The sequence below is a fragment of the Streptococcus sp. 29887 genome (assembly GCF_032595075.1).
Classification (GTDB): Bacteria; Bacillota; Bacilli; order Lactobacillales; family Streptococcaceae; genus Streptococcus; species Streptococcus iners.
Genome location: NZ_CP118735.1, coordinates 131,611 through 153,708 on the forward strand (window position 1 = coordinate 131,611; position 22,098 = coordinate 153,708).

Annotated in this window: 24 protein-coding genes; 20 read left to right on the plus strand and 4 right to left on the minus strand. The window is 42.1% G+C overall.

Annotated elements, in window-relative coordinates; all coding sequences use genetic code 11:
- Positions 1–3 precede the first annotated feature (3 nt).
- From PW252_RS00815 to glnA, 8 genes are all read left to right on the plus strand, one after another.
- Positions 4–591: a hypothetical protein gene (locus tag PW252_RS00815; RefSeq protein WP_105114179.1), complete on the plus strand. Its 588-nt coding sequence runs from the start codon at positions 4–6 to the stop codon at positions 589–591.
- A 2-nt stretch (positions 592–593) separates the two neighbouring features.
- Complete coding sequence (locus tag PW252_RS00820; RefSeq protein ID WP_105114178.1) at positions 594–944, plus strand: hypothetical protein; 351 nt, start codon at positions 594–596, stop codon at positions 942–944.
- Positions 945–957: 13 nt separating this feature from the next.
- The gene (locus PW252_RS00825; RefSeq protein WP_172090711.1) at positions 958–1,677 is read left to right on the plus strand and encodes a hypothetical protein; all 720 of its coding nucleotides are present in this window, start codon (positions 958–960) and stop codon (positions 1,675–1,677) included.
- 11 nt (positions 1,678–1,688) lie between these two features.
- Positions 1,689–1,826 (plus strand): hypothetical protein, encoded by a 138-nt coding sequence (locus tag PW252_RS00830; protein ID WP_248044470.1) that lies wholly within the window; start codon positions 1,689–1,691, stop codon positions 1,824–1,826.
- Between the two features lie 174 nt (positions 1,827–2,000).
- Positions 2,001–3,200, plus strand: a complete 1,200-nt coding sequence (locus PW252_RS00835) for a phosphoglycerate kinase (RefSeq protein ID WP_014637337.1) — start codon at positions 2,001–2,003, stop codon at positions 3,198–3,200.
- Between the two features lie 300 nt (positions 3,201–3,500).
- Positions 3,501–4,022 carry an FUSC family protein gene (locus PW252_RS00840; RefSeq protein ID WP_248049609.1) on the plus strand — a complete coding sequence of 174 codons (522 nt, stop codon included), beginning with the start codon at positions 3,501–3,503 and terminating at the stop codon, positions 4,020–4,022.
- A gap of 69 nt (positions 4,023–4,091) precedes the next feature.
- Positions 4,092–4,463 carry a MerR family transcriptional regulator gene (locus tag PW252_RS00845; protein WP_105117596.1) on the plus strand — a complete coding sequence of 124 codons (372 nt, stop codon included), beginning with the start codon at positions 4,092–4,094 and terminating at the stop codon, positions 4,461–4,463.
- Positions 4,464–4,491: 28 nt separating this feature from the next.
- A complete protein-coding gene (glnA, locus tag PW252_RS00850) occupies positions 4,492–5,838 on the plus strand; it encodes a type I glutamate--ammonia ligase (protein WP_172102827.1) in 1,347 nt (448 codons plus the stop codon).
- A 232-nt stretch (positions 5,839–6,070) separates the two neighbouring features.
- Here glnA and rnjA read toward each other — a convergent pair whose 3' ends face one another.
- Positions 6,071–7,750, minus strand: coding sequence for a ribonuclease J1 (rnjA, locus tag PW252_RS00855; protein WP_248049611.1), 1,680 nt, complete (start codon positions 7,748–7,750; stop codon positions 6,071–6,073).
- Between the two features lie 3 nt (positions 7,751–7,753).
- Entirely contained in the window at positions 7,754–7,984 is a 231-nt protein-coding gene (locus tag PW252_RS00860; RefSeq protein WP_024377812.1) for a DNA-dependent RNA polymerase subunit epsilon, read from the minus strand.
- 497 nt (positions 7,985–8,481) lie between these two features.
- Here PW252_RS00860 and PW252_RS00865 point away from each other — a divergent pair, with 497 nt between their 5' ends.
- From PW252_RS00865 to PW252_RS00920, 12 genes are all read left to right on the plus strand, one after another.
- On the plus strand, positions 8,482–8,685 hold the full coding sequence (locus tag PW252_RS00865; protein WP_029942694.1) for a hypothetical protein: 204 nt from the start codon (positions 8,482–8,484) through the stop codon (positions 8,683–8,685).
- A gap of 157 nt (positions 8,686–8,842) precedes the next feature.
- The gene (gene tsaB, locus PW252_RS00870) at positions 8,843–9,526 is read left to right on the plus strand and encodes a tRNA (adenosine(37)-N6)-threonylcarbamoyltransferase complex dimerization subunit type 1 TsaB (RefSeq protein WP_248049613.1); all 684 of its coding nucleotides are present in this window, start codon (positions 8,843–8,845) and stop codon (positions 9,524–9,526) included.
- Positions 9,523–9,963 carry a ribosomal protein S18-alanine N-acetyltransferase gene (rimI, locus tag PW252_RS00875; RefSeq protein WP_248049614.1) on the plus strand — a complete coding sequence of 147 codons (441 nt, stop codon included), beginning with the start codon at positions 9,523–9,525 and terminating at the stop codon, positions 9,961–9,963. Before tsaB ends, rimI begins: the two co-directional genes overlap by 4 nt.
- Complete coding sequence (gene tsaD, locus PW252_RS00880) at positions 9,953–10,960, plus strand: tRNA (adenosine(37)-N6)-threonylcarbamoyltransferase complex transferase subunit TsaD (RefSeq protein ID WP_248049615.1); 1,008 nt, start codon at positions 9,953–9,955, stop codon at positions 10,958–10,960. Before rimI ends, tsaD begins: the two co-directional genes overlap by 11 nt.
- A 302-nt stretch (positions 10,961–11,262) precedes the next feature.
- Complete coding sequence (locus tag PW252_RS00885) at positions 11,263–11,964, plus strand: AzlC family ABC transporter permease (RefSeq protein WP_248049616.1); 702 nt, start codon at positions 11,263–11,265, stop codon at positions 11,962–11,964.
- On the plus strand, positions 11,951–12,274 hold the full coding sequence (locus PW252_RS00890) for an AzlD domain-containing protein (protein WP_105117605.1): 324 nt from the start codon (positions 11,951–11,953) through the stop codon (positions 12,272–12,274). Before PW252_RS00885 ends, PW252_RS00890 begins: the two co-directional genes overlap by 14 nt.
- Positions 12,275–12,283: 9 nt before the next feature.
- The gene (locus PW252_RS00895) at positions 12,284–13,306 is read left to right on the plus strand and encodes a YeiH family protein (RefSeq protein ID WP_248049617.1); all 1,023 of its coding nucleotides are present in this window, start codon (positions 12,284–12,286) and stop codon (positions 13,304–13,306) included.
- Between the two features lie 255 nt (positions 13,307–13,561).
- Positions 13,562–17,209: a GbpC/Spa domain-containing protein gene (locus PW252_RS00900; protein ID WP_316716830.1), complete on the plus strand. Its 3,648-nt coding sequence runs from the start codon at positions 13,562–13,564 to the stop codon at positions 17,207–17,209.
- On the plus strand, positions 17,206–17,724 hold the full coding sequence (locus PW252_RS00905) for a hypothetical protein (RefSeq protein ID WP_248049618.1): 519 nt from the start codon (positions 17,206–17,208) through the stop codon (positions 17,722–17,724). Before PW252_RS00900 ends, PW252_RS00905 begins: the two co-directional genes overlap by 4 nt.
- Before the next feature lie 7 nt (positions 17,725–17,731).
- Positions 17,732–18,241 carry a hypothetical protein gene (locus PW252_RS00910; RefSeq protein WP_248049619.1) on the plus strand — a complete coding sequence of 170 codons (510 nt, stop codon included), beginning with the start codon at positions 17,732–17,734 and terminating at the stop codon, positions 18,239–18,241.
- Positions 18,242–18,248: 7 nt separating this feature from the next.
- Positions 18,249–18,755, plus strand: a complete 507-nt coding sequence (locus tag PW252_RS00915) for a hypothetical protein (RefSeq protein ID WP_248049620.1) — start codon at positions 18,249–18,251, stop codon at positions 18,753–18,755.
- 141 nt (positions 18,756–18,896) lie between these two features.
- Positions 18,897–19,145, plus strand: coding sequence for a putative sulfate exporter family transporter (locus PW252_RS00920; protein WP_248049621.1), 249 nt, complete (start codon positions 18,897–18,899; stop codon positions 19,143–19,145).
- Between the two features lie 120 nt (positions 19,146–19,265).
- Here PW252_RS00920 and ald read toward each other — a convergent pair whose 3' ends face one another.
- Positions 19,266–20,363: an alanine dehydrogenase gene (gene ald, locus PW252_RS00925; RefSeq protein WP_248049623.1), complete on the minus strand. Its 1,098-nt coding sequence runs from the start codon at positions 20,361–20,363 to the stop codon at positions 19,266–19,268.
- Between the two features lie 101 nt (positions 20,364–20,464).
- Positions 20,465–22,090 (minus strand): hypothetical protein, encoded by a 1,626-nt coding sequence (locus PW252_RS00930; protein WP_248049624.1) that lies wholly within the window; start codon positions 22,088–22,090, stop codon positions 20,465–20,467.
- Positions 22,091–22,098 lie beyond the last annotated feature (8 nt).

The following is a 22,098-nucleotide window of genomic DNA, read 5'->3' on the forward strand; positions in this document are numbered from 1 at the left end:
CATATGTTATCAATAGCATCAGATATTGTCACGATTATTGGAGGTCTGACCATTGTAGGAAGTCTTTATCAGTATCTAAAAGCAAAAAGTTTTGAGAAAGAAGTATCTTTTCTGGAAATCATTGACAGTTTTAATTCTTCTATAGAAGTGATGGAAGAAAAATTAGAGCTAATTGAGGGATGGAATGATTATATTCTATATGAGGAAGGTCCGGAGGTATTTGATAAACAATTAAATCAATTACGGATGCAGGAAAGTCGTTCTCAAAAGAATATGCTTTATTTGGACATGCTCAAGACACTTATTACCTATTCAGGTTCAATGCCTTTGCAGGATATTTTTGAAAGCAATCCGTATATTGTTGAAGAATTGGTAGAGTTGCTTGTTCAAAAATCAGAGGCTCTCCTGTCTGACTATAAGACAGAACAGATACTCAGGTTTCGCAAGTATTGTTTGCAACTATCGGATCACTACCTTTCTATTCATAGAGGTGATCTAGAAGAAGAGGATGTTATGAGATATAAGGAGTTATACTTAGATATTCTCGAAGATATAAAACGTTGTTTAGAAACTTATTTAAAGGAGAAATAATTATGAAAAAGTATTTATCGGCTACAGTATTGGTTTTGGGAACTTTTTTCTTGGTTGCTTGCAGTAAGGCTGAGGAAGTTGTTGTAGAAACTATCAATAATGTAGATGGACGTTATATTGCCAATGCCTATGGTTTCGAGCTCGACCTTGAAATCGATGGTGAAACTATTACTGGTGAAGCCAGTGTTGGTATTGTGGATAGTGACATTACTGGCAGTGTAGATTTGCAGGGGCAAGAGATAGATATCGATCTTTCAGATAGCAAATCGATTTCAGGAACCTATGAAAAATTAGAAAATGGAGATTTAGAGGTCGATTTTTCAGGGAAGATGATTGTATTTGAAAAGCAATAGTAGGAAAATAGGTGTGTCGATGAGGAAAAATATACATGCAGTTATTATGGGTTTGCTAATCGTGGCTCTATTATGGTTTGTCTACCAAATTTTCGCTATACAGAAGAAAACGGAACAATACAAAGCCGATGTTGCTACTTTTGTTGGTGCTGTTGAAAACAAGAATTATGGCGAAGCTCTTTCACAACTATCTCGGTTAGAATCGTATTCACTTTCAAACTCTGAACTGATAGAAGCAAAGGAAGTAACTCGCATTTTGAAAGGAGATTTAACTAGTCTAGAAAATCGTCAGAAAGCTTTGAAGCTAGAACCGATGGAATTCCTGACAGGTTATTTCAATGCTCAGTTTACACCAGGTACGACTTATTTAGTTAGTCATGACCGTGATATGATGTTAGAATATGAAACAAAAGCGCCTGAAATTGTTAGAAACTATATAATTGGAAATACTTTCTATGAGTATGATGGTCATGGGGGTATTGATTATGATAAGTTTATCAAAATTTCTGAAGATGGTAATGTTAATTACTTATCTCGTACAGGAAAAATCGGACGGATAAGAGTATATTTGAATAAAGTTGAAGTATTCTTGCAAAATGTCAATGGTGATGAAATTTATGAGTGGGGAATATGGGATATTGAAAGTAGTGGAATTAATTCTACATTATATACAAGCAGAAATGGTCGGGCGATAGATAGGGTTTATGAGGCTAGTGGCTACACAAAGGAATAGGAGAATAGGATATGATGAAAATAAAATTGGTTTATACTCTACTGATTCTGGCTTTGGGAGTAGCGATAACGACGTATTTTGCTACTCAGGATAAGTATTTTGATTTAATATATTCAAAATATATTCTTCAACAGCTAGGCGTAGAATAGAGAGTACTTCGCAAAAATCGCTAAATAATCCTTAGTGAAAATCAAAGAGACTTCGGCCTCTTTTTTTCATTCGTTCTTTTTGTAGATTTGTGAAAAAAATATCTTTATACAAGAAAAAATACAGAAAATATGGTACAATGGTAGGGTAAATTTAAATTAAGGAGTTCTTATCTAATGGCAAAATTGACTGTTAAAGATGTAGAATTGAAAGGCAAAAAAGTTCTTGTCCGTGTGGACTTCAACGTGCCTTTGAAAGATGGCGTTATCACTAACGATAACCGTATTACAGCAGCTCTTCCAACAATCAAGTATATTCTTGAGCAAGGTGGACGTGCAATTCTTTTCTCTCACCTTGGTCGTGTGAAAGAAGAAGCTGACAAAGAAGGTAAATCATTGGCTCCTGTAGCAGCTGACTTGGCAGCTAAATTGGGTCAAGACGTTGCTTTCATCGCTGGTGCTACTCGTGGTGCTGAATTGGAAGCAGCAATCAACGCTTTGGAAGATGGACAAGTTCTCCTTGTTGAAAACACTCGTTTCGAAGATGTTGATGGTAAGAAAGAATCTAAAAACGACGAAGAACTTGGTAAATACTGGGCTTCACTTGGTGATGGTATCTTCGTTAACGACGCGTTTGGTACTGCACACCGTGCGCACGCATCAAACGTTGGTATCTCAGCAAACGTAGAAAAAGCAGTAGCTGGTTTCCTTTTGGAAAACGAAATTGCATACATCCAAGAAGCTGTTGAAACTCCAGAGCGTCCATTCGTGGCAATCCTTGGTGGTTCAAAAGTATCTGATAAGATCGGTGTTATCGAAAACCTTCTCGAAAAAGCTGACAAAGTTCTTATCGGTGGTGGTATGACGTACACATTCTACAAAGCTCAAGGTATCGAAATCGGTAACTCACTTGTAGAAGAAGACAAGCTTGATGTGGCAAAAGCACTTCTTGAAAAAGCTAACGGTAAATTGATCTTGCCAGTTGACTCAAAAGAAGCTAACGCATTTGCTGGCTACACTGAAGTTCGCGATACAGAAGGCGAAGCAGTTTCAGAAGGCTTCCTTGGTCTTGATATCGGTCCTAAGTCAATTGCTAAGTTTGACGAAGCTTTGACTGGTGCGAAAACAGTTGTTTGGAACGGACCTATGGGTGTATTTGAAAACCCAGACTTCCAAGCGGGTACAATCGGTGTAATGGATGCTATCGTGAAACAACCAGGCGTGAAATCAATCATCGGTGGTGGTGACTCAGCAGCTGCTGCTATCAACCTTGGCCGTGCAGACAAGTTCTCATGGATCTCAACTGGTGGTGGTGCATCTATGGAACTCCTTGAAGGTAAAGTCCTCCCAGGTCTTGCAGCATTGACTGAAAAGTAAAAACTTACGACGAAAAGAGTTGGATTTCCAGCTCTTTTCTAGTGCATCGCGTAGAGTTTCTACGAAGCTAAGCGAGTTAGAAAGTCTAGCAAGGTGTAAGGCTCTTCCAGGACTTGCGACGGCACGGAGTGCCTAGTGCCATGCCTAGTCTTTCTGGGAAGTGTGACCTAGAAAGACTGGCTAGGTGCAGCCTTGACTGAAAAGTAAAAATTATGACGAAAAGAGTTGGGTGACCAACTCTTTTCTGCCTTTCTTGGGATAATGACCCCATTTTCCATAAAATCATGTTAGAATAGAGATATGTTTGAAAAATATAAGTTTGATCCGAAAAAATTTCGATTAGGAATGCGGACCTTTAAATCTGGTCTAGCGGTTTTTTTGGTTATTTTGCTTTTTGGTTATCTGGGTTGGGAAGGTATTCAGATTGCAGCCTTGACAACGGTCTTTAGTTTGCGTGAGGACTTTGACCAGAGTGTCCATTTTGGGACCTCTCGTGTTTTAGGCAATTCGATAGGTGGTTTCTACGCCTTGATTTTCTTTTTACTAGATAGATTATTTTCTGATCAGTTCTGGGTAACTGCGGTCTTTGTGCCTATCTTTGTCATGCTGACTATTATGACTAATGTAGCTATGAATAATAAGGCTGGCATTATCGGTGCGGTATCGGCCCTGTTGATTATTTCTTTATCAATTCCAGCAGGTGATACCATTCAGTATGTCTTTGTTCGTGTTTTTGAAACCTTTGTGGGTGTTTTTATAGCGATTTTGGTAAATTACGATGTTAATTTGATAAAAAAACGTTTCCAAAAGAGGAGATGTTAGAAGATATAACATAATCGCTTGACCCATGGTCAAAATTCTCCTATAATAGTCTGCAGAAAGGAGTTCATTATGAGAGAAAAAGAGTTCCGTCGTTCCTTGGCCATTTTTCCAATTGGCAGTGTTATGAAATTGACTGACCTAACGGCTCGTCAGATTCGTTACTATGAAGATCATGGCTTGATTAAGCCCGATCGTAATGAGGGCAATCGTCGCTTGTATTCTCTAAATGATATGGATTTGCTTCTTGAAATCAAGGATTTTTTGGACGAGGGTTTGAATATTGCGGCTATTAAGAAGGAATATGCAAACCGTGAAGCAAAAGCTAAGGTCCAAAAACAACAGAAAACCTTGACCGATGAAGATGTACGCCGTATCTTACATGATGAATTCAGTCGTCAAGGACGCTTTTCAAGTCCTAGTTCTATTTTCCGTTCATCGTAAATATTTTTAAAAATAGAGGAGAAAAACAATGGCAGTCACAGTAGCGGACATTAAACGCGATATCAAAGAGAAAAACGTTACCTTCCTACGTCTGATGTTTACAGATATCATGGGAGTAATGAAAAACGTAGAAATTCCAGCAACTGATGAGCAGGTGGATAAGGTTTTATCAAACAAGGTGATGTTTGATGGTTCATCAATCGAAGGTTTTGTTCGTATCAATGAATCAGATATGTACCTATATCCAGATTTGAATACCTGGACAATCTTCCCTTGGGGTGATGAGAATGGTTCAGTAGCGGGCTTGATTTGTGATGTTTATACAACAGCAGGCGAGCCATTTGCTGGTGATCCTCGTGGTAACTTGAAAAAAGCCCTTCGTCACATGGAAGAACTTGGATTTTCTTCTTTCAATTTGGGTCCTGAGCCAGAATTCTTCCTCTTCAAGATGGATGAGCAAGGAAATCCAACCCTTGAAGTGAACGATAAGGGTGGATACTTTGACCTTGCTCCGACGGATTTGGCTGATAATACTCGTCGTGAAATTGTCAATGTTTTGACGCAAATGGGTTTTGAAGTAGAGGCTAGTCACCATGAATGTGCCGTTGGTCAGCATGAGATTGATTTCAAATACGATGATGTTTTGAGTGCTTGTGATAAGATTCAGCTCTTCAAGTTGGTTGTTAAAACAATTGCCCGTAAACATGGAATGTATGCAACCTTTATGGCTAAGCCAAAATATGGTATCGCTGGTTCAGGTATGCACTGTAATATGTCACTCTTTGACAAGGATGGCAACAATGCCTTCTTTGATCCAGAAGATCCTCGTGGTATGCAATTGTCAGAAACAGCCTATCACTTCTTGGGTGGTTTGATCAAGCACGCTTATAACTATACTGCTATTACAAACCCAACTGTAAACTCCTACAAACGTTTGGTTCCAGGTTTTGAAGCTCCTGTTTACATCGCTTGGGCTGGTAAAAACCGTTCTCCATTGGTTCGTGTTCCAGCTTCTCGTGGTATGGGAACTCGTTTGGAATTGCGCTCAGTTGACCCAACTGCTAATCCATATTTAGCAATGGCTGTGCTTTTAGAAGTAGGTCTAGAGGGTGTTGAAAACAAGATTGAGGCACCAGCACCTGTTGAAACAAATATCTATGCAATGTCTGATGAGGAACGCCGTGAAGCTGGTATCACTGATCTTCCTTCAACTCTTCACAATGCTTTGAAGGCACTTCGTAAGGATGAGGTAGTTCGTGCAGCCCTAGGTGATCATATTTATACGAATTTCTTGGAAGCTAAGAAAATCGAGTGGGCAAGCTACGCAACCTATGTTTCCCAATGGGAAATCGACAACTATTTGGATATGTATTAAACAAAGGACCCTGACGGGTCCTTTGTTCACGAGCTTTAGAAATTAGAGAGCGAGTAATGGCTTTGGACCATTTTTTCATGAGCTTGAAAACCAGATAGCGAATTAGGACCCCGACGGGTCCTTTGTTCACGAGCCGAGAAACTGTAAAGCGAGTAATGGTCTATTTTCAAGGATGGCTTCTTTGGACCGATACAACAAATCCCACAGGTATCACCTATGGGATTTTAGTGTGTTATTGATCAGGCGTGAGAATCATTGGGATGATGATTGGTTCACGTTCTGTTTTTTCATATAGGAATGGTCGTAGGGCATTGACAATGGCTCCGTTGACCGTCTGGATATTGGCATCTTTATTGCGCATGGCGATGCGGATAGCGTTAAAGAGAACGCGTTGGCTTTCGCGGATCAAGTCACCAGATTCGCGCATGTAGATGAAGCCTCGGCTGAGGATATCTGGTCCTGCCAGAATCATCTTGGACTTGAAGTCAACGGTTGCGACAGCAAGGACGACGCCGTCTTCTGAGAGATCACGTCGGTCTTTGAGGACAGCTGCACCGATTTCACCGATACGGTTTCCGTCCACGTAGATGTCTTGGGCGTTGAACTTGCCGGCTAATCGCGCAGAATCCTTGGTCAGGGCTAGGACATCGCCGTTTTCCATGATGAAGATGTTGTCTTTTGGTACACCTGTATCCACTGCTAGACTGGCATGGATTTTTTGCATGCGGTATTCGCCGTGAACAGGCATGAAGTATTTTGGCTTGATCAGGCGGAGCATGAGTTTTTGTTCTTGCTGGCCACCGTGTCCAGAGGTATGGATGTTGTTGATCTTGCCGTGAATAACATCGACACCGGCTTCAATCAAGATATTGATGAGCTTGTTAACACCTGTGGTATTTCCCGGAATAGGACTGGACGAGAAAATAACTGTGTCGCCCGGCTGGAGTTGCACCTGACGGTGAGTACCGTGGGCAATGCGGGATAGGGCAGCCATTGGCTCACCCTGGCTACCTGTACAGAGAATCATGATCTCGCTGGCAGGGTATTCTTTAATCTCGTTTGGCTCGATGAAGGTATCCTTAGGCACCTTGATGTAGCCGAGCTCGATACCGTTAACAATGGCTTTTTCCATGGAACGTCCAAAGACAGCGATCTTGCGTCCGGTCTTAACCGCTGCATCAGCTGCCTGTTGCAGACGGAAGATATTGGAGGCAAAGGAAGCAAAGATGATGCGTCCGTGGATGCCTTCGATCAGCTTCATGATAGACTGACCGACCACTTTTTCCGAGTTGGTAAAGGTTGGAACTTCGGCGTTGGTAGAGTCGGAGAGGAGGCAGAGAACGCCTTCTTCACCAAGGGCAGCCATGCGGTGCAAGTCTGCAGGTTCGCCAACAGGTGTGAAGTCGAACTTGAAGTCACCGGTACAGACGATTTTTCCTTGAGGGGTGTCAATGACGATACCGAGTGGCTCTGGAATGGAGTGGGTGGTGCGGAAGAAGCTGACTTTGAGGTGCTTGAAGGTCAACTCAGTCTTGTGGTTGATTTCATGCAAGGTTGCATCACGAAGCAGTCCGTGTTCTTCCAATTTGCCACGGATAAGGGCAAGGGCTAAGGGGCCTGCGTAGATTGGGACATTGGCCTGCTTGAGCAGGAAGGGAATGCCTCCGATGTGGTCTTCGTGCCCGTGGGTAATGACCAGACCTTTAACACGGTCTAGGTTTTCAACGATGTAGGAGTAGTCTGGGATAACGTAGTCGATACCCAATAGGTCATCTTCTGGGAACTTGATACCCGCATCGACGATGAGAATTTCGTCTTTATACTCGATACCGTAGGTGTTTTTCCCGATTTCTCCCAAACCACCGATGGCGAAAACGCCAACTTCATGAGGTTTTAGATTGACTGATGACATAAATTAGAACTCCGTAAGTTTGAAATCTGCGTGCTCTTTTTCGTATTCGAGGTGTTTGTCAGAGAGTAGGTCAACGAATTCAACGTTGTAGGCTGGGAATTTTGTTTCAACCAATTCTTTGACTTTGATGCGACCTTCCAATTCAGAAGTTGCGTCAACTTCGACATAGAGGGCCTGTGTCTGCTCACGGCGTGGGCTGACTTTTGTTTCTTGGTAAAATACTTTATAAATCATGTGTAGTATAGTTCCTTTCTTTTTGACTGGCAACTATGAAAAAAGTCCCAAACAGTTATTCTGCTTGGTATTATCTATTCAATTTTCTCGAGTTGTCAATTTATTCAGTCTAAATGATACTCTTCATTATACCATAAAAAATGCTGATGGTAAAAGGGTTAGGTAGGAAAATGGAAAAGTGTCATGATTTTCAGAAACAAGCAGAGAATAAATGGATAAATGAGTGAAATTGACAAATATATATTTGGATATTATAATAAATGAAAACGGATTATTTTATAAAAATAGGAGGAAGGTAGCCTGTGGCAATGGAATCGTAAATGAAGTTGGAAGGATGTCAAATTTTTTTGCCATACTAAAGTTGTAAAATGTTTTGATACGGAAATGGTCATCTACTGGAGGTTCTTCTGTCGCTCTGGAAAGGAGGAAAGAAGTGGAAACGATACGTTGGGCGTAGGGAATCTGGTAGAAAGAGCATTTGTCAATAGGAGGTTCCTATGAAAAAAGTAGCTATTATGATTGTTATAGCGTTAACGGTTCAAGAGTTATTTGCATTGTATTTTTTAAAAAATGCTTGGGATAAGGGGGCGGTCACCTCGGATTCTTTGATAACATTAGGTTTTGGCTTGTTATTCTTGAACAGTATTGCTATTCATACTTTTTACAGTTATATCAAAAAACACTATCGAAAAATCAACTGATGATAGTTGTTTTTCGAGCTATTATCCCTTTACTCGTACTTATTCATTCTACAGCACTGAAAAGACTGGGGAAATCACAACCCAGTCTTTTCATTATTTGAAAAAATATCCAAGATAGCTTACAATAGAGAGTAGACTTGTAAAGAAAGAGAAACTTATGAAAATACTAGCTTTAGACAGCTCCAATCAGGCCCTATCGGTGGCCTTGGTGGAGGACGGTCGTTTGCAGGCGGAAACTCTGCTGGCCGTCAAGAAAAATCATAGTATCAGCCTCATGCCTGTGGTCGATTTTTTAGTGGCACAGGTGGGCTGGACGCCCAAAGACTTGGAGCGGATTGTGGTCGCTCAGGGCCCTGGCTCCTACACGGGTCTGCGGGTAGCGGTGGCGACTGCCAAGACCTTGGCCTACACCCTCAAGATCGACTTGGTGGGGCTATCCAGTCTTCAGTCCCTGGTTCCGTCCAGCCTGACGGGTCTGGTGGTACCCCTCATTGATGCCCGCCGTAGCTGCGTCTATGCGGGTGTGTATGAAAATGGCAGAGCAGTCGAGGTAGATCGCTACTGGTCTTTTGAGGACTTACTTTCTAGCCTGTCTGGCAAGGAAAACATCACCTTTGTCGGAGAAGTAGAAAACTTCATGGAGCAAATCGAGCAAGCACTGCCAACTGCTCAGTACCAAACGAGTCTGCCGTCTGCCTATCAGCTGGCGGTGATTGGTCAAGACTTGCCAGCAGTGGATGTCACTAGCTTTGAGCCCAACTATCTCAAGCGAGTAGAGGCAGAGGAGAACTGGCTCAAGGACAACCAAGCTGGCTCAGAAAGTTATATCAAACGTGTATGATAGAGATTAGACACTACGATGGTCAGGAAAATCTGACAGAGGCTGTTTTGGCAGTTATGCAGTCGGTTTATGAGCAGTCTCCATGGACCTTGGAGCAGATTGCCTCCAGTATGGCTAGTCAGGATGAGGATTATTATCTGGCCTATGAGGGTCAGGAACTAGTCGGTTTTTTGGCTGTGCAGACGGTGATGGATGAGATGGAAATCTTGCAGATTGCTGTCAAGGCTGATTTTCAGAGGTTGGGAATCGCCAGTCAACTGATGGCTGCTGTGATGGACTGGGAGGGGGACATCTTCCTCGAAGTGAGGGAGTCCAATAGCGCAGCTCAGGCCCTCTATACACGCCAGCATTTTACCAAAATAGGAAAACGAAAAGACTACTACCGCCATCCTGTCGAGGACGCGGTGATGATGAAGAGAGAACGTGATGAAAGATAGATTGATTTTGGCGATTGAGACCTCGTGTGACGAGACATCGGTGGCTGTTTTGCGAAATGAGGCGGAGCTTTTGTCCAATGTCATTGCCAGCCAGATTGCCAGCCACCAGCGGTTTGGCGGGGTGGTGCCCGAGGTGGCCAGCCGTCACCATGTGGAAGTGATTACGGCCTGCATCGAGGAGGCCTTGCTGGAGGCGGAAGTGACGGCAGAGGACTTAACGGCAGTGGCTGTGACCTATGGACCTGGCTTGGTCGGTGCCTTGCTAGTCGGGATTTCGGCTGCCAAGGCCTTTGCCTGGGCTAATGGTTTGCCACTCATTCCTGTCAACCACATGGCAGGGCATTTGATGGCGGCGCGTGCGGTCAAGGAATTGGAGTTTCCGCTCCTGGCCCTCTTGGTCAGTGGTGGACATACGGAGTTGGTCTATGTGTCAGAGGCAGGTGACTACAAAATCGTCGGTGAAACGCGAGATGATGCGGTTGGCGAGGCCTATGACAAGGTGGGGCGGGTTATGGGACTGCCCTATCCAGCTGGTCGGGTGATTGACGAGTTGGCACATGAGGGGCAGGACATTTATAACTTCCCACGGGCTATGATCAAGGAAGATAATCTGGAGTTTTCTTTTTCTGGACTCAAATCTGCCTTTATCAACCTCTACCACAATGCCCAGCAGAAAGGGGAAACCTTGTCTAATGCGGACCTGTCAGCTTCTTTCCAAGCCTGTGTTATGGACATCCTTATGGCTAAGACCAAGAAGGCCTTGGAGCAATACCCTGTTAAGACCTTGGTCGTAGCGGGCGGTGTGGCAGCTAATCAGGGCTTACGAGAGCGGTTGGCAGCTGAAATCACCGATGTGGAGGTCATTATTCCCCCGCTTCGCCTCTGCGGTGATAATGCGGGCATGATTGCCTTGGCAGCCGTTAGTGAGTACAACAAGGAAAAACTTGCTGGATGGGACCTCAATGCTAAGCCAAGTCTGGCTTTTGAGAATTTGTAAGAAAGATGGGTCGCGAAAGCGACTTTTTCTGTTGACGGAGGGGGGCTTGTCCTCTATACTAGAGTGATATAATACTCTTCGAAAATCAAAATCGGACCTTGTTGACTTGATTTGATGAGTGAAAGGCTCCAGTGGAGCCTTTCAGCCGGTTACCTTGAAACAAAATAGTAACAGGATTCTATCTGCTAAGTAGAAACGAACTACGTTCGCTCTATCTCCAACCTCCAAAGGTTCCCCAAACCTTTGGAGATCGTCTGATTTTGATTTTCATTGAGTATAACTTGCTTTTCAAAGGAGAGAAGATGGAAAAAGAGGATTTTCGCGAAGGCTTGCGGGATGCCATCCCAACAGCTCTGGGCTATGCCAGTATCGGTCTAGCCTGCGGTGTCGTATCGGTTAATTCCGGCATTTCTGCGGTGGAAATGGGGCTGATGAGCCTTTTGGTCTATGCAGGAAGTGCCCAATTTGTCATGTGTGCCATGATTTTGGCAGGTGCCCCCTTGGTGTCGATTGCGGTGACCGTTTTCTTTGTCAATCTGCGGAATTTCCTCATGTGCCTGCACACGACGACCATTTTTCAGGGCAATAGTCTGGGCTCCAATATCCTGATTGGCTCTTTTGTGACGGACGAATCCTATGCGGTTCTCTTGCGGAAACACATTGAGGAAAAGCAGATTGCCTCTAGCTGGATGTACGGTAACAACTTTGCGAGCTACGCTTCTTGGGTAAGCTTTACCATTTTGGGTAATCTGATTGGAGGGCTGATTCCAAATCCAGAGCAGTTTGGCTTGGATTTTGCCCTAGTGGCTATGTTTGTCGGCATTTTCTCAGGTCAGTTGGAGGCTATGGCTCGGATCATTCCGTTGAAAAAAATCGGCTTGATTCTGCTGGCGGTTGGTCTGGCCTATGTCGGTCTGTCTGTGCTGGTGTCGTCCTATGTTGCGGTGCTTCTGGCGACGCTTTTGGGCTGTTTTGTGGGGGTGATGATTGATGATAAAAACTAGTATTTTACTGATTATTCTGGCGTCAGCCCTAGTGACTTGGCTGCCACGCGTCCTGCCTTTTGTCCTGACGCAGAACAAGTCCCTACCACCCCGCATGGTCAAGTTCCTCAGTTTCCTGCCCATTACCATTATCTTTGCCCTGACCCTCTCTAGCATCATGGACGAAGAAGTCGGCTCGCTACCTAGCCTGCTCCCTGTCGAAAGCCTAGCCCTCCTTCCGACCTTCTGGGTGGTTTTGAAGACAAAAAATATCCTCTTGGCTGTCCTGGTTGGCGTTCTGACGACTGCTGCCCTCCGCTTGCTTTTTTAGGAGGGACTTATGGTAAAGGAAAATGCCAGAGGTATGGTACTTTGTATAGTCTTGGCTGGAATAAGCTGGTGCTTAGGAAGTTGGTTTTCAGTAGTGGGTGGGCCCGTTTTTGCCCTTCTAATCGGGATGAGCCTGCATTCTTACATTTCAAGGAAAAATTCATTTCAGTCAGGCTTGACCTTTACCTCTAAGAAGATTTTGCAGTATGCGGTGATTTGTTTGGGATTTGGATTAAACTTATCTGCGGTCTTGGCAGTCGGTCGCCAATCTCTACCGATTATTCTGTCAACCATCAGTTTTGCTTTGATTTTGGCATTCCTGATGTGGAAAATCTTGCCCATTTCATCTCATCTGGCGACCTTGATTGGCGTAGGGACCTCTATCTGTGGAGGCTCTGCCATTGCGGCGACAGCTCCCGTTATTCAGGCAGATGATGAGGATGTGGCTCAGGCTATCTCAGTCATCTTTCTCTTTAATGTTTTGGCGGCTTTGATTTTTCCGACTTTGGCAACTTGGCTTGGGTTTTCGACCGATTCGGGTCAGGCCTTTGGGATCTTCGCCGGAACGGCGGTCAATGACACCTCGTCGGTCACCGCGACAGCAGCCACTTGGGACAGCCTTTACGGACTGGGCAGTCAGACCTTGGACACGGCAGTGACCGTCAAGCTGACGCGGACTCTGGCAATTATTCCCATTACGTCGGTTTTGGCGATTTGGCAGGCTCGAGGAAAGGGAGTTCAGGCAGACAAGCAGTCCCTCTTGGCAAGTTTTCCGACCTTTATCCTCTATTTTATCTTGGCTAGTCTGGTGACTACAATGGCAGGTCATGTTGGATTGGGGACGGATCTTTTTGGCCCGCTCAAAACCCTGTCCAAGTTTCTCATTTGTATGGCCATGGCTGCTATTGGCTTGCGGACCAATTTATTTTCCTTGGTGAAAAATGGCAGAGCTGCACTCTTGGTCGGACTGGTTTGCTGGCTGGGAGTGATGGTGCTGACACTGGTTTGGCAGGGGATGCTTGGGGTTTGGTAGAAATAAATTTTTCATAAAAACTTATATTTTTATCCTGAGACTTTTGATAATGTAAGGGAAAATAAGGATATATCCACGCAAGTATGTAAAAGTCGCGAAAATATTGTTGAAAAATGCATGTAGCTTGAAAAAGATTATATGCGTTTTTTCATGCCTATGGCGTGACTAAAAGCTAATTAAGGTAGATTATCTTAAAGCAGTTGTGCTATAATGAACTTTTATGAAATTATGAAAAAGAGGTAATATGAAAAAGAAATGCACTTTATTACAATCATTTGGACTAGTTCTTTTAGTACAGTTCTACTGTTACAAACAAATGATAACGTACTAGCAGATGATATTGTCAGTACAAAAGAAGATAACACTGATTATAACTCCAATTCTTCTCCAAATACACTAGATACATCGATTGAAGCTGCCAAGCAAAATGGAATTATCTTAGTTGAAACTAAGGAACAGGTATTTCAAGACGAGCCATTAGCTGAGCAAGATACTCAGAAACAAATCAATACGATCAACCAAGCAGTGGAATCTGCAAAAATAGAGGAACAAACATACAATCAAGAGGTTCAAAATTACCAAACTTATCTGGAGGATAAGAGCAAATATGAGCAAGATAGTATCAAGTATGAAAACTACCTAAAGGAAATTGCAGCCTATCAGGAAAATTATCAGCAATACGAGGCTGATAAAAAATTGTATGATGAAACGTTAGTAGCAAACAAAGAAAAACAAGATACCTATCAATCAGAACTTAAAACCTATGAAGAGGCGTCTCGTACATATGAAGATAATCTTCAAGCCTATGAAAATGGGCAATTAACAAATGAAGCACTTCAAAAGCAATATGAAGAAGCGAAACAAAAGTACGAACAAGACTTATTAGCTTACCAAAATTTAAAGAAAAACTATGATCAAGCTCAATTAGACGATTTAGAGGCGGAAAAACGTTATCAACAAGCCCTAGAAATCTATCAAAATCAGCAGAAAACTTATATACTGGCTAAAGCGAGATATGACGAGGAAATGCTGGAAGCTCAAGGGAAACTTGGTCAAACAGGATATCTTACAGAGGTACTGGCTCAAAATTTAATTTTCCGTTCTGAGCCAAATACAACTCAAACTTTTACTGGAAAATACATCTCTCCCGAACAATTAGCGCTTTTGTCAAAGCATACAAATAACTGGTTTGACCCTGGAACAGTCAACTTTCCAATTTCTACAAAAACGGTTACCACTAAAGGTCAATGGAACGCTGCCTATATGAAAATTGGTGATAGTGTACAAGTTGACTATAGCGGGCTAGAAAATTCTAGTTTCTCAGGTCATAAGCTGGCTCGCGTGAGATATACCTATACCCTTTTAAACTCTACACATTATGATGAGTCTGTCATTCTTCAGGCCATTGATGATCCAACTGTTACTGCTTATGTTCATATTTATAATAAAGATGATCGAACAACAGGATCATTTGAAATAGAAATGAAGGTACAGTTTTTTGACAATGAGGGTATGGAAATCATTCCAAATGATAAACAATATGCCTTAACCAGTTTTGCCAGTATCAATTCCCTAAACGGCAGTGGTGAGTATGTCGCAGGTTACAATGGGATTTTGTTCCCAATTACTGGTTCTACAATTACCATAAAAGACGGGCGTGCAATGAACTTTTCTTCTACACCTCAAGAAAGCCTAGCATCAGGCTGGGATAGTAATACTAGCCCAGATGCCTACATAGGTGCTATAGTTGGAAAGTCTACCGAAACAATTCGTTTCAACTTTGGAAATAGTAATGGTTTCGCCTATTGGTTCGCCTTTAATAGTGATGTAAAAGCCAAAGGAATACTCGATCCAGAACCTATTGCACCCATTAAACCGATTCGTGAAGTTATCAATATCCCTAGCGAGCCAGTAAGACCTACTGAGCCTCTAGTTCCCAATTATCAAATCCTTAGCAAACCTATACCTCCTGTAAAACCAAGTGAACCCAAGCTTGTCTCTGTTTCACTTCCACTGGAACCTGTCAAACCAAAGGAAGTGAAAAATCCAAGGGAGCCATTGGTTGTTAAAAAGCCAAACTCTCCGAAGCCAATGGTTGTCTTTTATCATAGAAGTATTTATAGACCACCTACAAAACGACCTTCGCGCTCTAGTAAACCAGTAGCAGCAATCAAAACTCTACCAGCGCGTGCTATTCCTCCTGTAACAACCTATCCCGTTAATCAGCCACGAATACGTAGCAATCCTGAGCCAAAGTCTCCGATAGTTTCCCATTACCCTACCTATCAACCGTCAATAGTAAACAAAGCAAGCAAGACTTCTCCAAAGGTAAAACCATGGACACATGCTTCAACGCCCTCTCTTATGGAAAAGGAGCTAAAAGACAAGCAGGCTAAACTTGATATCAATGATTATTTCCAGAAAAATCTAAACATCGACACTCGAGCTAACTCGGACAGCACACTTGATTATATTGACTTTTTAGCTAAAAAATTAGGCGAAAAGCATAAAGGAGATCAGGCAAAAATCAACCGTGATTTGGCTATAATGCTTGCTTACAGTAGTTACAGTACAGATAAATTACAAAAATTACTTAATAATTTTGTTAAGCCGTATGACCATTATAATAGAATTATTGCTACAAATGCAATTGACATAAATCATGAATCTCCAAATGCACAAATTGATTTTGCGCATACAATGACAACCCTGGCTTCACTTGAACAGCAAGACAATCATCTGAATAATCTGACAAAAGGAATGTTTAGTTTACATAATCCACTGTATTATGTGGCGTTAGTAACAAAAGGTGGGAAAGTTGGAGCTGCATTGTCTGGATTTGATTTAGTAAAAGCTCTAGCTGGTCACAACAATAAAGAGACAATCTTACAACTCAATTCTTTTGTTGGGGATATCTATACCTATAACTCTATAAAAGATGTTAATTCCGATATGGATGCTGTCATTTTAAGTAGTCATCCTGACTATAAAAATCTACCTTTGGCAGAGCGGATTAAAGCTTACTATGGTCAGAGTGATTTAAATGAAAAACGGCAAAAACTATTTTTGGAAAGCTATGACAAGAATACCAAAAAAGCAGGAAAAAAAGCGGCACTTGATATGATTGAGGCGAGCCTGACCATGGGGGGAGTACTAGCCCTTGGCTATGCTTTATTGAATAAGCGGAAACCAAAGGATATTGCTCAAAACCTTGCTATCACAGATAAGGTAGCGCTAGGAGGCACCTTTGACAGATGGAGAAAAAAACCGTTTGAAGCTATCAAGGATATTTCTAGTATCTATATTGAAAAGGCTGTAAACAAGGTTAAAGCTATTGTGTCCCCGATTGTCAAAATAGGAAAAAATGTTGTAAAAACGATTAAAGATATAGCTAATTCATTTGTCAAAACGGGAAAAAATATTTTAAAATCAGGAAAAAAACAATTCAATAAATTTATGGAATTTATCTCATCCAAGAAGAAGGTATCTACATCAAAACCAGCTAAAAAATCTCCCACAAAAGTTTCAAAATCTTTCAGTAAGATTGGTCGTAACATTACAAGACCTATAACCGGAATACTTCAGAAACTGACAGGAAACCCGAAGGTTTCTCCAAAGCCAAGAGCTTCTGCTAAACCTAAGGCAAGTCCGAAACCAAAAACGACTGCAAAACGCAAAGCAATTCCCAAGCCAAAAGCTTCTGCTAAACCTAAGGCTAGTCCAAAACCCAAAATGACTGCAAAACGCAAAGCAAGTCCCAAGCCAAAACCAACTGCAAAACGCAAAGCAAGTCCGAAACCAAAAACAACTGCTAAACCAAAGGCTAGACCGAAACCAAAAGTTGCTACTAAACCAAAGGCTAGACCAAAACCAAACCCAAAATCTAAAGGAAAAAGAAGATGAAAAAGAAATTACTTGTTGCACTAATCCTAACCTTCATAAGCCTCCTGCTTTGGGGGATTGGAAAGTTGTATATCGCATATAATCTATCTCACTACGCAGGGTACTATGTCCAACAGTTGCCTCGGAAAGAGGGGACCAATCCAGAGTTGGTCATCATTTTAACTCATTTGGACAGTATTGAAAGACCTTTGACCAATGACTTGTCCTACGACCTTGATGGGAATGGTACAATTTTATTAGATAATCAATTAATCCTCTCATATCGTACAGAGGAGTTTAACCTGTACCCATTATACGGAAAAGAAAACTATATATTTGATACAAAAGATGGAAGATTCGTTTATTATGTTCAAAACCTCAATTTTGAAGAAGCTGATAAAAGTAAATCCAAGGAGCTAGAAGCCAAAAAACTTCTTGATAAAATCCTGCCCCCTATCTTAGAAGCACAACCTAAACCTAAAATCAACCTTCAAAAACTATTTAACGACAAATACTACAAACAGTTTAATGAATAGGGTATCTATGAAAAAGAAAATACTTGTTGCCCTTATCCTAACCTTCATAAGCCTCCTGCTTTGGGGGATTGGAAAGCTGTATATCGCATATAATCTCTCTCACTATGCAGGGTACTATGTCCAACAGTTGCCTCGGAAAGAGGGGACGAATCCAGAAATGGTCATTGTATTGAGGCATCTAAATGATATAGAGAAACCTACTACATATAACTTGTCCTATGACTTTGACGGAAATGGTGCAATATTATTAGATAACTCTGTCACATTAAGCCAAGGAATAGATATATTACTCTGGAGTCAGAATGAGAATAAGAAATTTACTTTCAATAACCTAGGGGAATTTTCTTTTTACTATACGAATAATATCGGAGAGAGAAAAAATGATTCACAATATCAAAAAGAGGCGGAATTACTTCTCAATAAAATCCTGCCCCCTATCTTAGAAGCACAACCTAAACCTAAAATCAACCTTCAAAAACTATTTAACGACAAATACTACAAACAGTTTAATGAATAGGGTATCTATGAAAAAGAAAATACTTGTTGCCCTTATCCTAACCTTCATAAGCCTCCTGCTTTGGGGGATTGGAAAGCTGTATATCGCATATAATCTATCTCACTACGCAGGGTACTATGTCCAGCACATGCCTCGGAAAGAGGGGATGAATCCAGAATTAGTCATCATTTTAACTCATCTGGACAGTATTGAAAGACCTTCGACCAATAAATTATCCTACGATCTTGATGGAAATGGCGCAGTTTTATTGGATAAATCTTTGGTGTTAGCCTACGGGACAGATTTCTTACTCTGGAATAGTACTAAAAATGAAAATTATCATTTTGATATGACTGGAAAATTTTCTTATTATTACACTAATGATATTGATAATAAAAAATATGATTCACAATATCAAAAAGAGGCGGAATTACTTCTCGATAAAATCTTGCCCCCTATCTTAGAAGCACAACCCAAACCAAAAATAAACCTTCAAAATCTATTTAACGACAAATACTACAAACAGTTTAATTAAGAATTATACAGTTAAACGAATTGTGAAATGAGAGTGATTTGTTCACAAGATGAAGGTAAAGCCGTTAGAGTTCGATTTCTAACGGCTTTTCATATGCAAAGTAAAAGAGATAGGAATGCTGGCTAATGAACAGAGGGAGAGTTGAAATGTTGTACAAAGAAAATCCAGACTATAATCGCAGGTCACTTTGGACTGGGGCCGGATCTTTTTGGCCCGCTCAAAACCCTGTCCAAGTTTCTTATTTGTATGGCCATGGCTGCTATTGGTTTGCGGACCAATTTGTTTTCCTTGGTGAAAAATGGCAGAGCTGCTCTCCTGGTCAGTTTAATTTGCTGGCTGGGCGTGACTGTGCTGACACTGATTTGGCAGGCAATCTTGGGAATTTGGTGAAGAAATAGAAAAATCCTAGTTTGGAGCTAGGATTTTTTGGTTTATATAGACTGGTTTATTACTTGAGTTAAGCATAAATAGTAACTGGAAACGAATTTGCGTTTGTAATGATTGCTAGATTTAGATGTCTGAATAGGCAAGTCCAAGCGAGGCAGCAACGGCTTGGTTGGTTACTTTGCCACGATAGATGTTTAGACCTGTTCGTAGGGCTGTGCTGTCAGCGATAGCTTGCTCTGCTCCCTTATTGGCTAATTCGAGAGCGTAAGGAAGGGTGGCATTTGTGAGTGCCTGAGTGGATGTACGAGCAACAGCACCAGGCATGTTGGCAACCGCATAGTGAACAACTCCATCTACTAGGTAGGTTGGATTATCATGTGTGGTGACACGGTCGGCTGTTTCAATGATACCACCTTGGTCCACGGCAACGTCGATGATGACAGAGCCAGGCTTCATACTCGCAACCATTTCCTTGTTCACTAATTTTGGTGCGCGTGCTCCAGGGATAAGAACTGCTCCAATCAATAGATCGGCATCTTTTACACTTTCAGTAATATTGAGTGTATTGGACATGAGAGTTTGAACCTTGCCATCGAATTGTGCGTCTAGTTCAGCCAGGCGTTTTGGATTGATATCTAAAATCGTCACTTTTGCACCTAGACCGACAGCCATTTGCGCAGCGTTGACACCGACATTTCCGCCACCGATGATAACTACATGACCTTTTTTGACCCCAGGAACACCACCTAGTAGAATACCAGAACCACCTTCAATCTTGGTAAGGAATTGGGCGCCTAATTGTGTTGCCATGCGACCAGCAACCTCGCTCATAGGATTTAGGAGAGGAAGTGTCCCATGATCAACAACCGTTTCATAGCCGATGGCAATCACATCACCGTCTATCAAAGCTTGAGTCAATTCTGGTGCAGGAGCTAGGTGGAGGTAGGTAAAGAGTAACAGGCCTGGACGAAAGAATGTGAATTCACTTTCTAGTGGTTCTTTAACCTTGAGCACCATGTCGGCTGCCCAGGTTTCTTCAGCTGTATTTTTGAGAATGGCACCTTGTGCTTCATATTCTGCATCACTATAACCAGATCCAAGACCTGCTCCTTTTTCTACCCAAACTTCGTGACCTGCTTGTGTAAAACTCAGGACACCTGCTGGAGTGATTCCGACACGATTTTCATTGTTTTTAATCTCTTTAGGAACACCAATAATCATAACAAATTTTCTCCTTTAATAAATGTAGTATTCTTATAGTTTATCATAAAAGCGCTTTCTTGAAAAGACTAGACCTGGATACTCCATAAAAATAGTTATAGTTATCCCTTCAATCTAAAGGTCTGCGGAGCTTTTTTCAGTAAAATCCAGTAGCCGATGCTGACATAGGCAATCATGGCAAGGGAAACCAGCAGGATATAGGTGTGACTGCCTAGGTCCAGCTGGGTATTGAGATAGGCTACCCAGTAGAGAGCGCCACTGAGAAATTTATAGACTGGGTTGACAACCTCCATGTCCTTGGTAAAGGGTTGGAGAATATAGTAGATAAAGAGATCGTGGAAGGAAAATAGGGCTGTTAGACTCAGCAGGAGCAGAGCAGTTAGGAGATAGGTTTCAATAGGTAGCTGCGCTCTAGTAAAGATGATGAGGGCCAATAATAGAGATCCTGAGAATGCAGCATTTAATTTTACAGTTTGCAGAAAACGATAATGGAAGCCTGCAATAATGGTTTTTGCTTCGCGGTAAAATGGATAGTGGAGCATGGAAATATCGCAATTAACAAAGACCATCTGTGCGACAGCCTTACCCATGGAGGCGGCATACATGACCATGAAAGCAAAAGGCAGTCCCTCGATATAGTTGGTATTGCTTATCTGAATGTCATCTTTTGAGAACCAACGAATTCCTTCAATAAAAAGTACAATAGCCAAAAGACAACCCAAGCGAAAATGCAGTTTTTTCGTAAGGACAGAACGATAGCGGTCAAATAGCAGAGCGTTTAAGTAGGTCATGCCTGACAGGTGGGACAGGTCTTTTCCTGTTTCAGCATTGAGTTTTGCCTGCATCTGCAAACCTTGTCGGGTGTACTCGTTCCCTTTGGTCATCTCAAAAATTTTCTTATCCATCTGCAAGGACTGGTCCATACAATATTGGAGATAGTCTAGGTGATTGGTCTGACCTTGGATATACCGATAACCCAACCAAGTCAATATCAGTTGACTGATAAAAATCGGAATCAAGAGGCTGGTTGAGAGGCTATCTCGGAAAAGAATCAACACGAAAAAACTGCCGAAGCCAATCGCGATTGAAGCCCAGACTGGCCAGGAATGTTGCTTGAAAAAGATATTTCGATTGAAGAGAAGACGATTGAGTGCCTGCCCACTAAAATGCCCACTAGGGACAATCAGTAAGCCGGCTGGTAAATAGAGGGGGTTTTTGGTGAGCACACAATAAACCAACAGGGCTGGAAGGTAGTAAAGACTAGTCAAGATGGGCTCAACAAAGAGTTGGCTTTGGATAAACTGGCCATGCGACAGCCTAAACTGCTGCATGAACTCTCTATCAGACTTGTTTATGAAGGGTTGGAAGCTCTGGCTGAAGCGATTGATAAAACCGACGGAGAGGCAAAGGAGCAGAAAACCCAAAAGCCAGGTGTCGGGATGGATATCCACCAAAGATGGTTCGCCGGTCAACAGGAGGTTTAACCAAGAGCAGGCGAAAAGAAAATGAAGCAGAATCCAGAAACCTTTTATGAGAAAACGACTGGGGATGGAGAGAATGTGCAGGAATAAAAAGAGAGCGGACTTAACACTGTAAGACTTGAAAATACTCTCTGGAATGCTCTGGCCTACAAGTGGCAGTTTTCGCAGGTAGTAGAAAAATCCGTTGACGGTCCGATAGAGGTTGTACTTTTCCTGATACCAAAAATAACGTAGAATGGTTTTCATAAGCTCCT

Excerpts from the sequence above, each read along its gene's own strand:
- ald (WP_248049623.1), bottom strand. The coding sequence starts at position 20,363 with ATGATTATTGGTGTTCCTAAAGAGATTAAAAACAATGAAAATCGTGTC.
- PW252_RS00915 (WP_248049620.1), top strand. The coding sequence starts at position 18,249 with ATGAAAAAGAAAATACTTGTTGCCCTTATCCTAACCTTCATAAGCCTC.
- PW252_RS00860 (WP_024377812.1), bottom strand. The coding sequence starts at position 7,984 with ATGATTTATAAAGTATTTTACCAAGAAACAAAAGTCAGCCCACGCCGT.
- PW252_RS00840 (WP_248049609.1), top strand. The coding sequence starts at position 3,501 with ATGTTTGAAAAATATAAGTTTGATCCGAAAAAATTTCGATTAGGAATG.
- tsaD (WP_248049615.1), top strand. The coding sequence starts at position 9,953 with ATGAAAGATAGATTGATTTTGGCGATTGAGACCTCGTGTGACGAGACA.
- tsaB (WP_248049613.1), top strand. The coding sequence starts at position 8,843 with ATGAAAATACTAGCTTTAGACAGCTCCAATCAGGCCCTATCGGTGGCC.
- PW252_RS00900 (WP_316716830.1), top strand. The coding sequence starts at position 13,562 with ATGCACTTTATTACAATCATTTGGACTAGTTCTTTTAGTACAGTTCTA.
- PW252_RS00910 (WP_248049619.1), top strand. The coding sequence starts at position 17,732 with ATGAAAAAGAAAATACTTGTTGCCCTTATCCTAACCTTCATAAGCCTC.
- PW252_RS00930 (WP_248049624.1), bottom strand. The coding sequence starts at position 22,090 with ATGAAAACCATTCTACGTTATTTTTGGTATCAGGAAAAGTACAACCTC.
- PW252_RS00905 (WP_248049618.1), top strand. The coding sequence starts at position 17,206 with ATGAAAAAGAAATTACTTGTTGCACTAATCCTAACCTTCATAAGCCTC.
- PW252_RS00815 (WP_105114179.1), top strand. The coding sequence starts at position 4 with ATGTTATCAATAGCATCAGATATTGTCACGATTATTGGAGGTCTGACC.
- PW252_RS00830 (WP_248044470.1), top strand. The coding sequence starts at position 1,689 with ATGATGAAAATAAAATTGGTTTATACTCTACTGATTCTGGCTTTGGGA.
- PW252_RS00845 (WP_105117596.1), top strand. The coding sequence starts at position 4,092 with ATGAGAGAAAAAGAGTTCCGTCGTTCCTTGGCCATTTTTCCAATTGGC.
- PW252_RS00820 (WP_105114178.1), top strand. The coding sequence starts at position 594 with ATGAAAAAGTATTTATCGGCTACAGTATTGGTTTTGGGAACTTTTTTC.
- rimI (WP_248049614.1), top strand. The coding sequence starts at position 9,523 with ATGATAGAGATTAGACACTACGATGGTCAGGAAAATCTGACAGAGGCT.
- PW252_RS00895 (WP_248049617.1), top strand. The coding sequence starts at position 12,284 with ATGGTAAAGGAAAATGCCAGAGGTATGGTACTTTGTATAGTCTTGGCT.
- PW252_RS00865 (WP_029942694.1), top strand. The coding sequence starts at position 8,482 with ATGAAAAAAGTAGCTATTATGATTGTTATAGCGTTAACGGTTCAAGAG.
- PW252_RS00885 (WP_248049616.1), top strand. The coding sequence starts at position 11,263 with ATGGAAAAAGAGGATTTTCGCGAAGGCTTGCGGGATGCCATCCCAACA.
- glnA (WP_172102827.1), top strand. The coding sequence starts at position 4,492 with ATGGCAGTCACAGTAGCGGACATTAAACGCGATATCAAAGAGAAAAAC.
- PW252_RS00890 (WP_105117605.1), top strand. The coding sequence starts at position 11,951 with ATGATAAAAACTAGTATTTTACTGATTATTCTGGCGTCAGCCCTAGTG.
- PW252_RS00835 (WP_014637337.1), top strand. The coding sequence starts at position 2,001 with ATGGCAAAATTGACTGTTAAAGATGTAGAATTGAAAGGCAAAAAAGTT.
- rnjA (WP_248049611.1), bottom strand. The coding sequence starts at position 7,750 with ATGTCATCAGTCAATCTAAAACCTCATGAAGTTGGCGTTTTCGCCATC.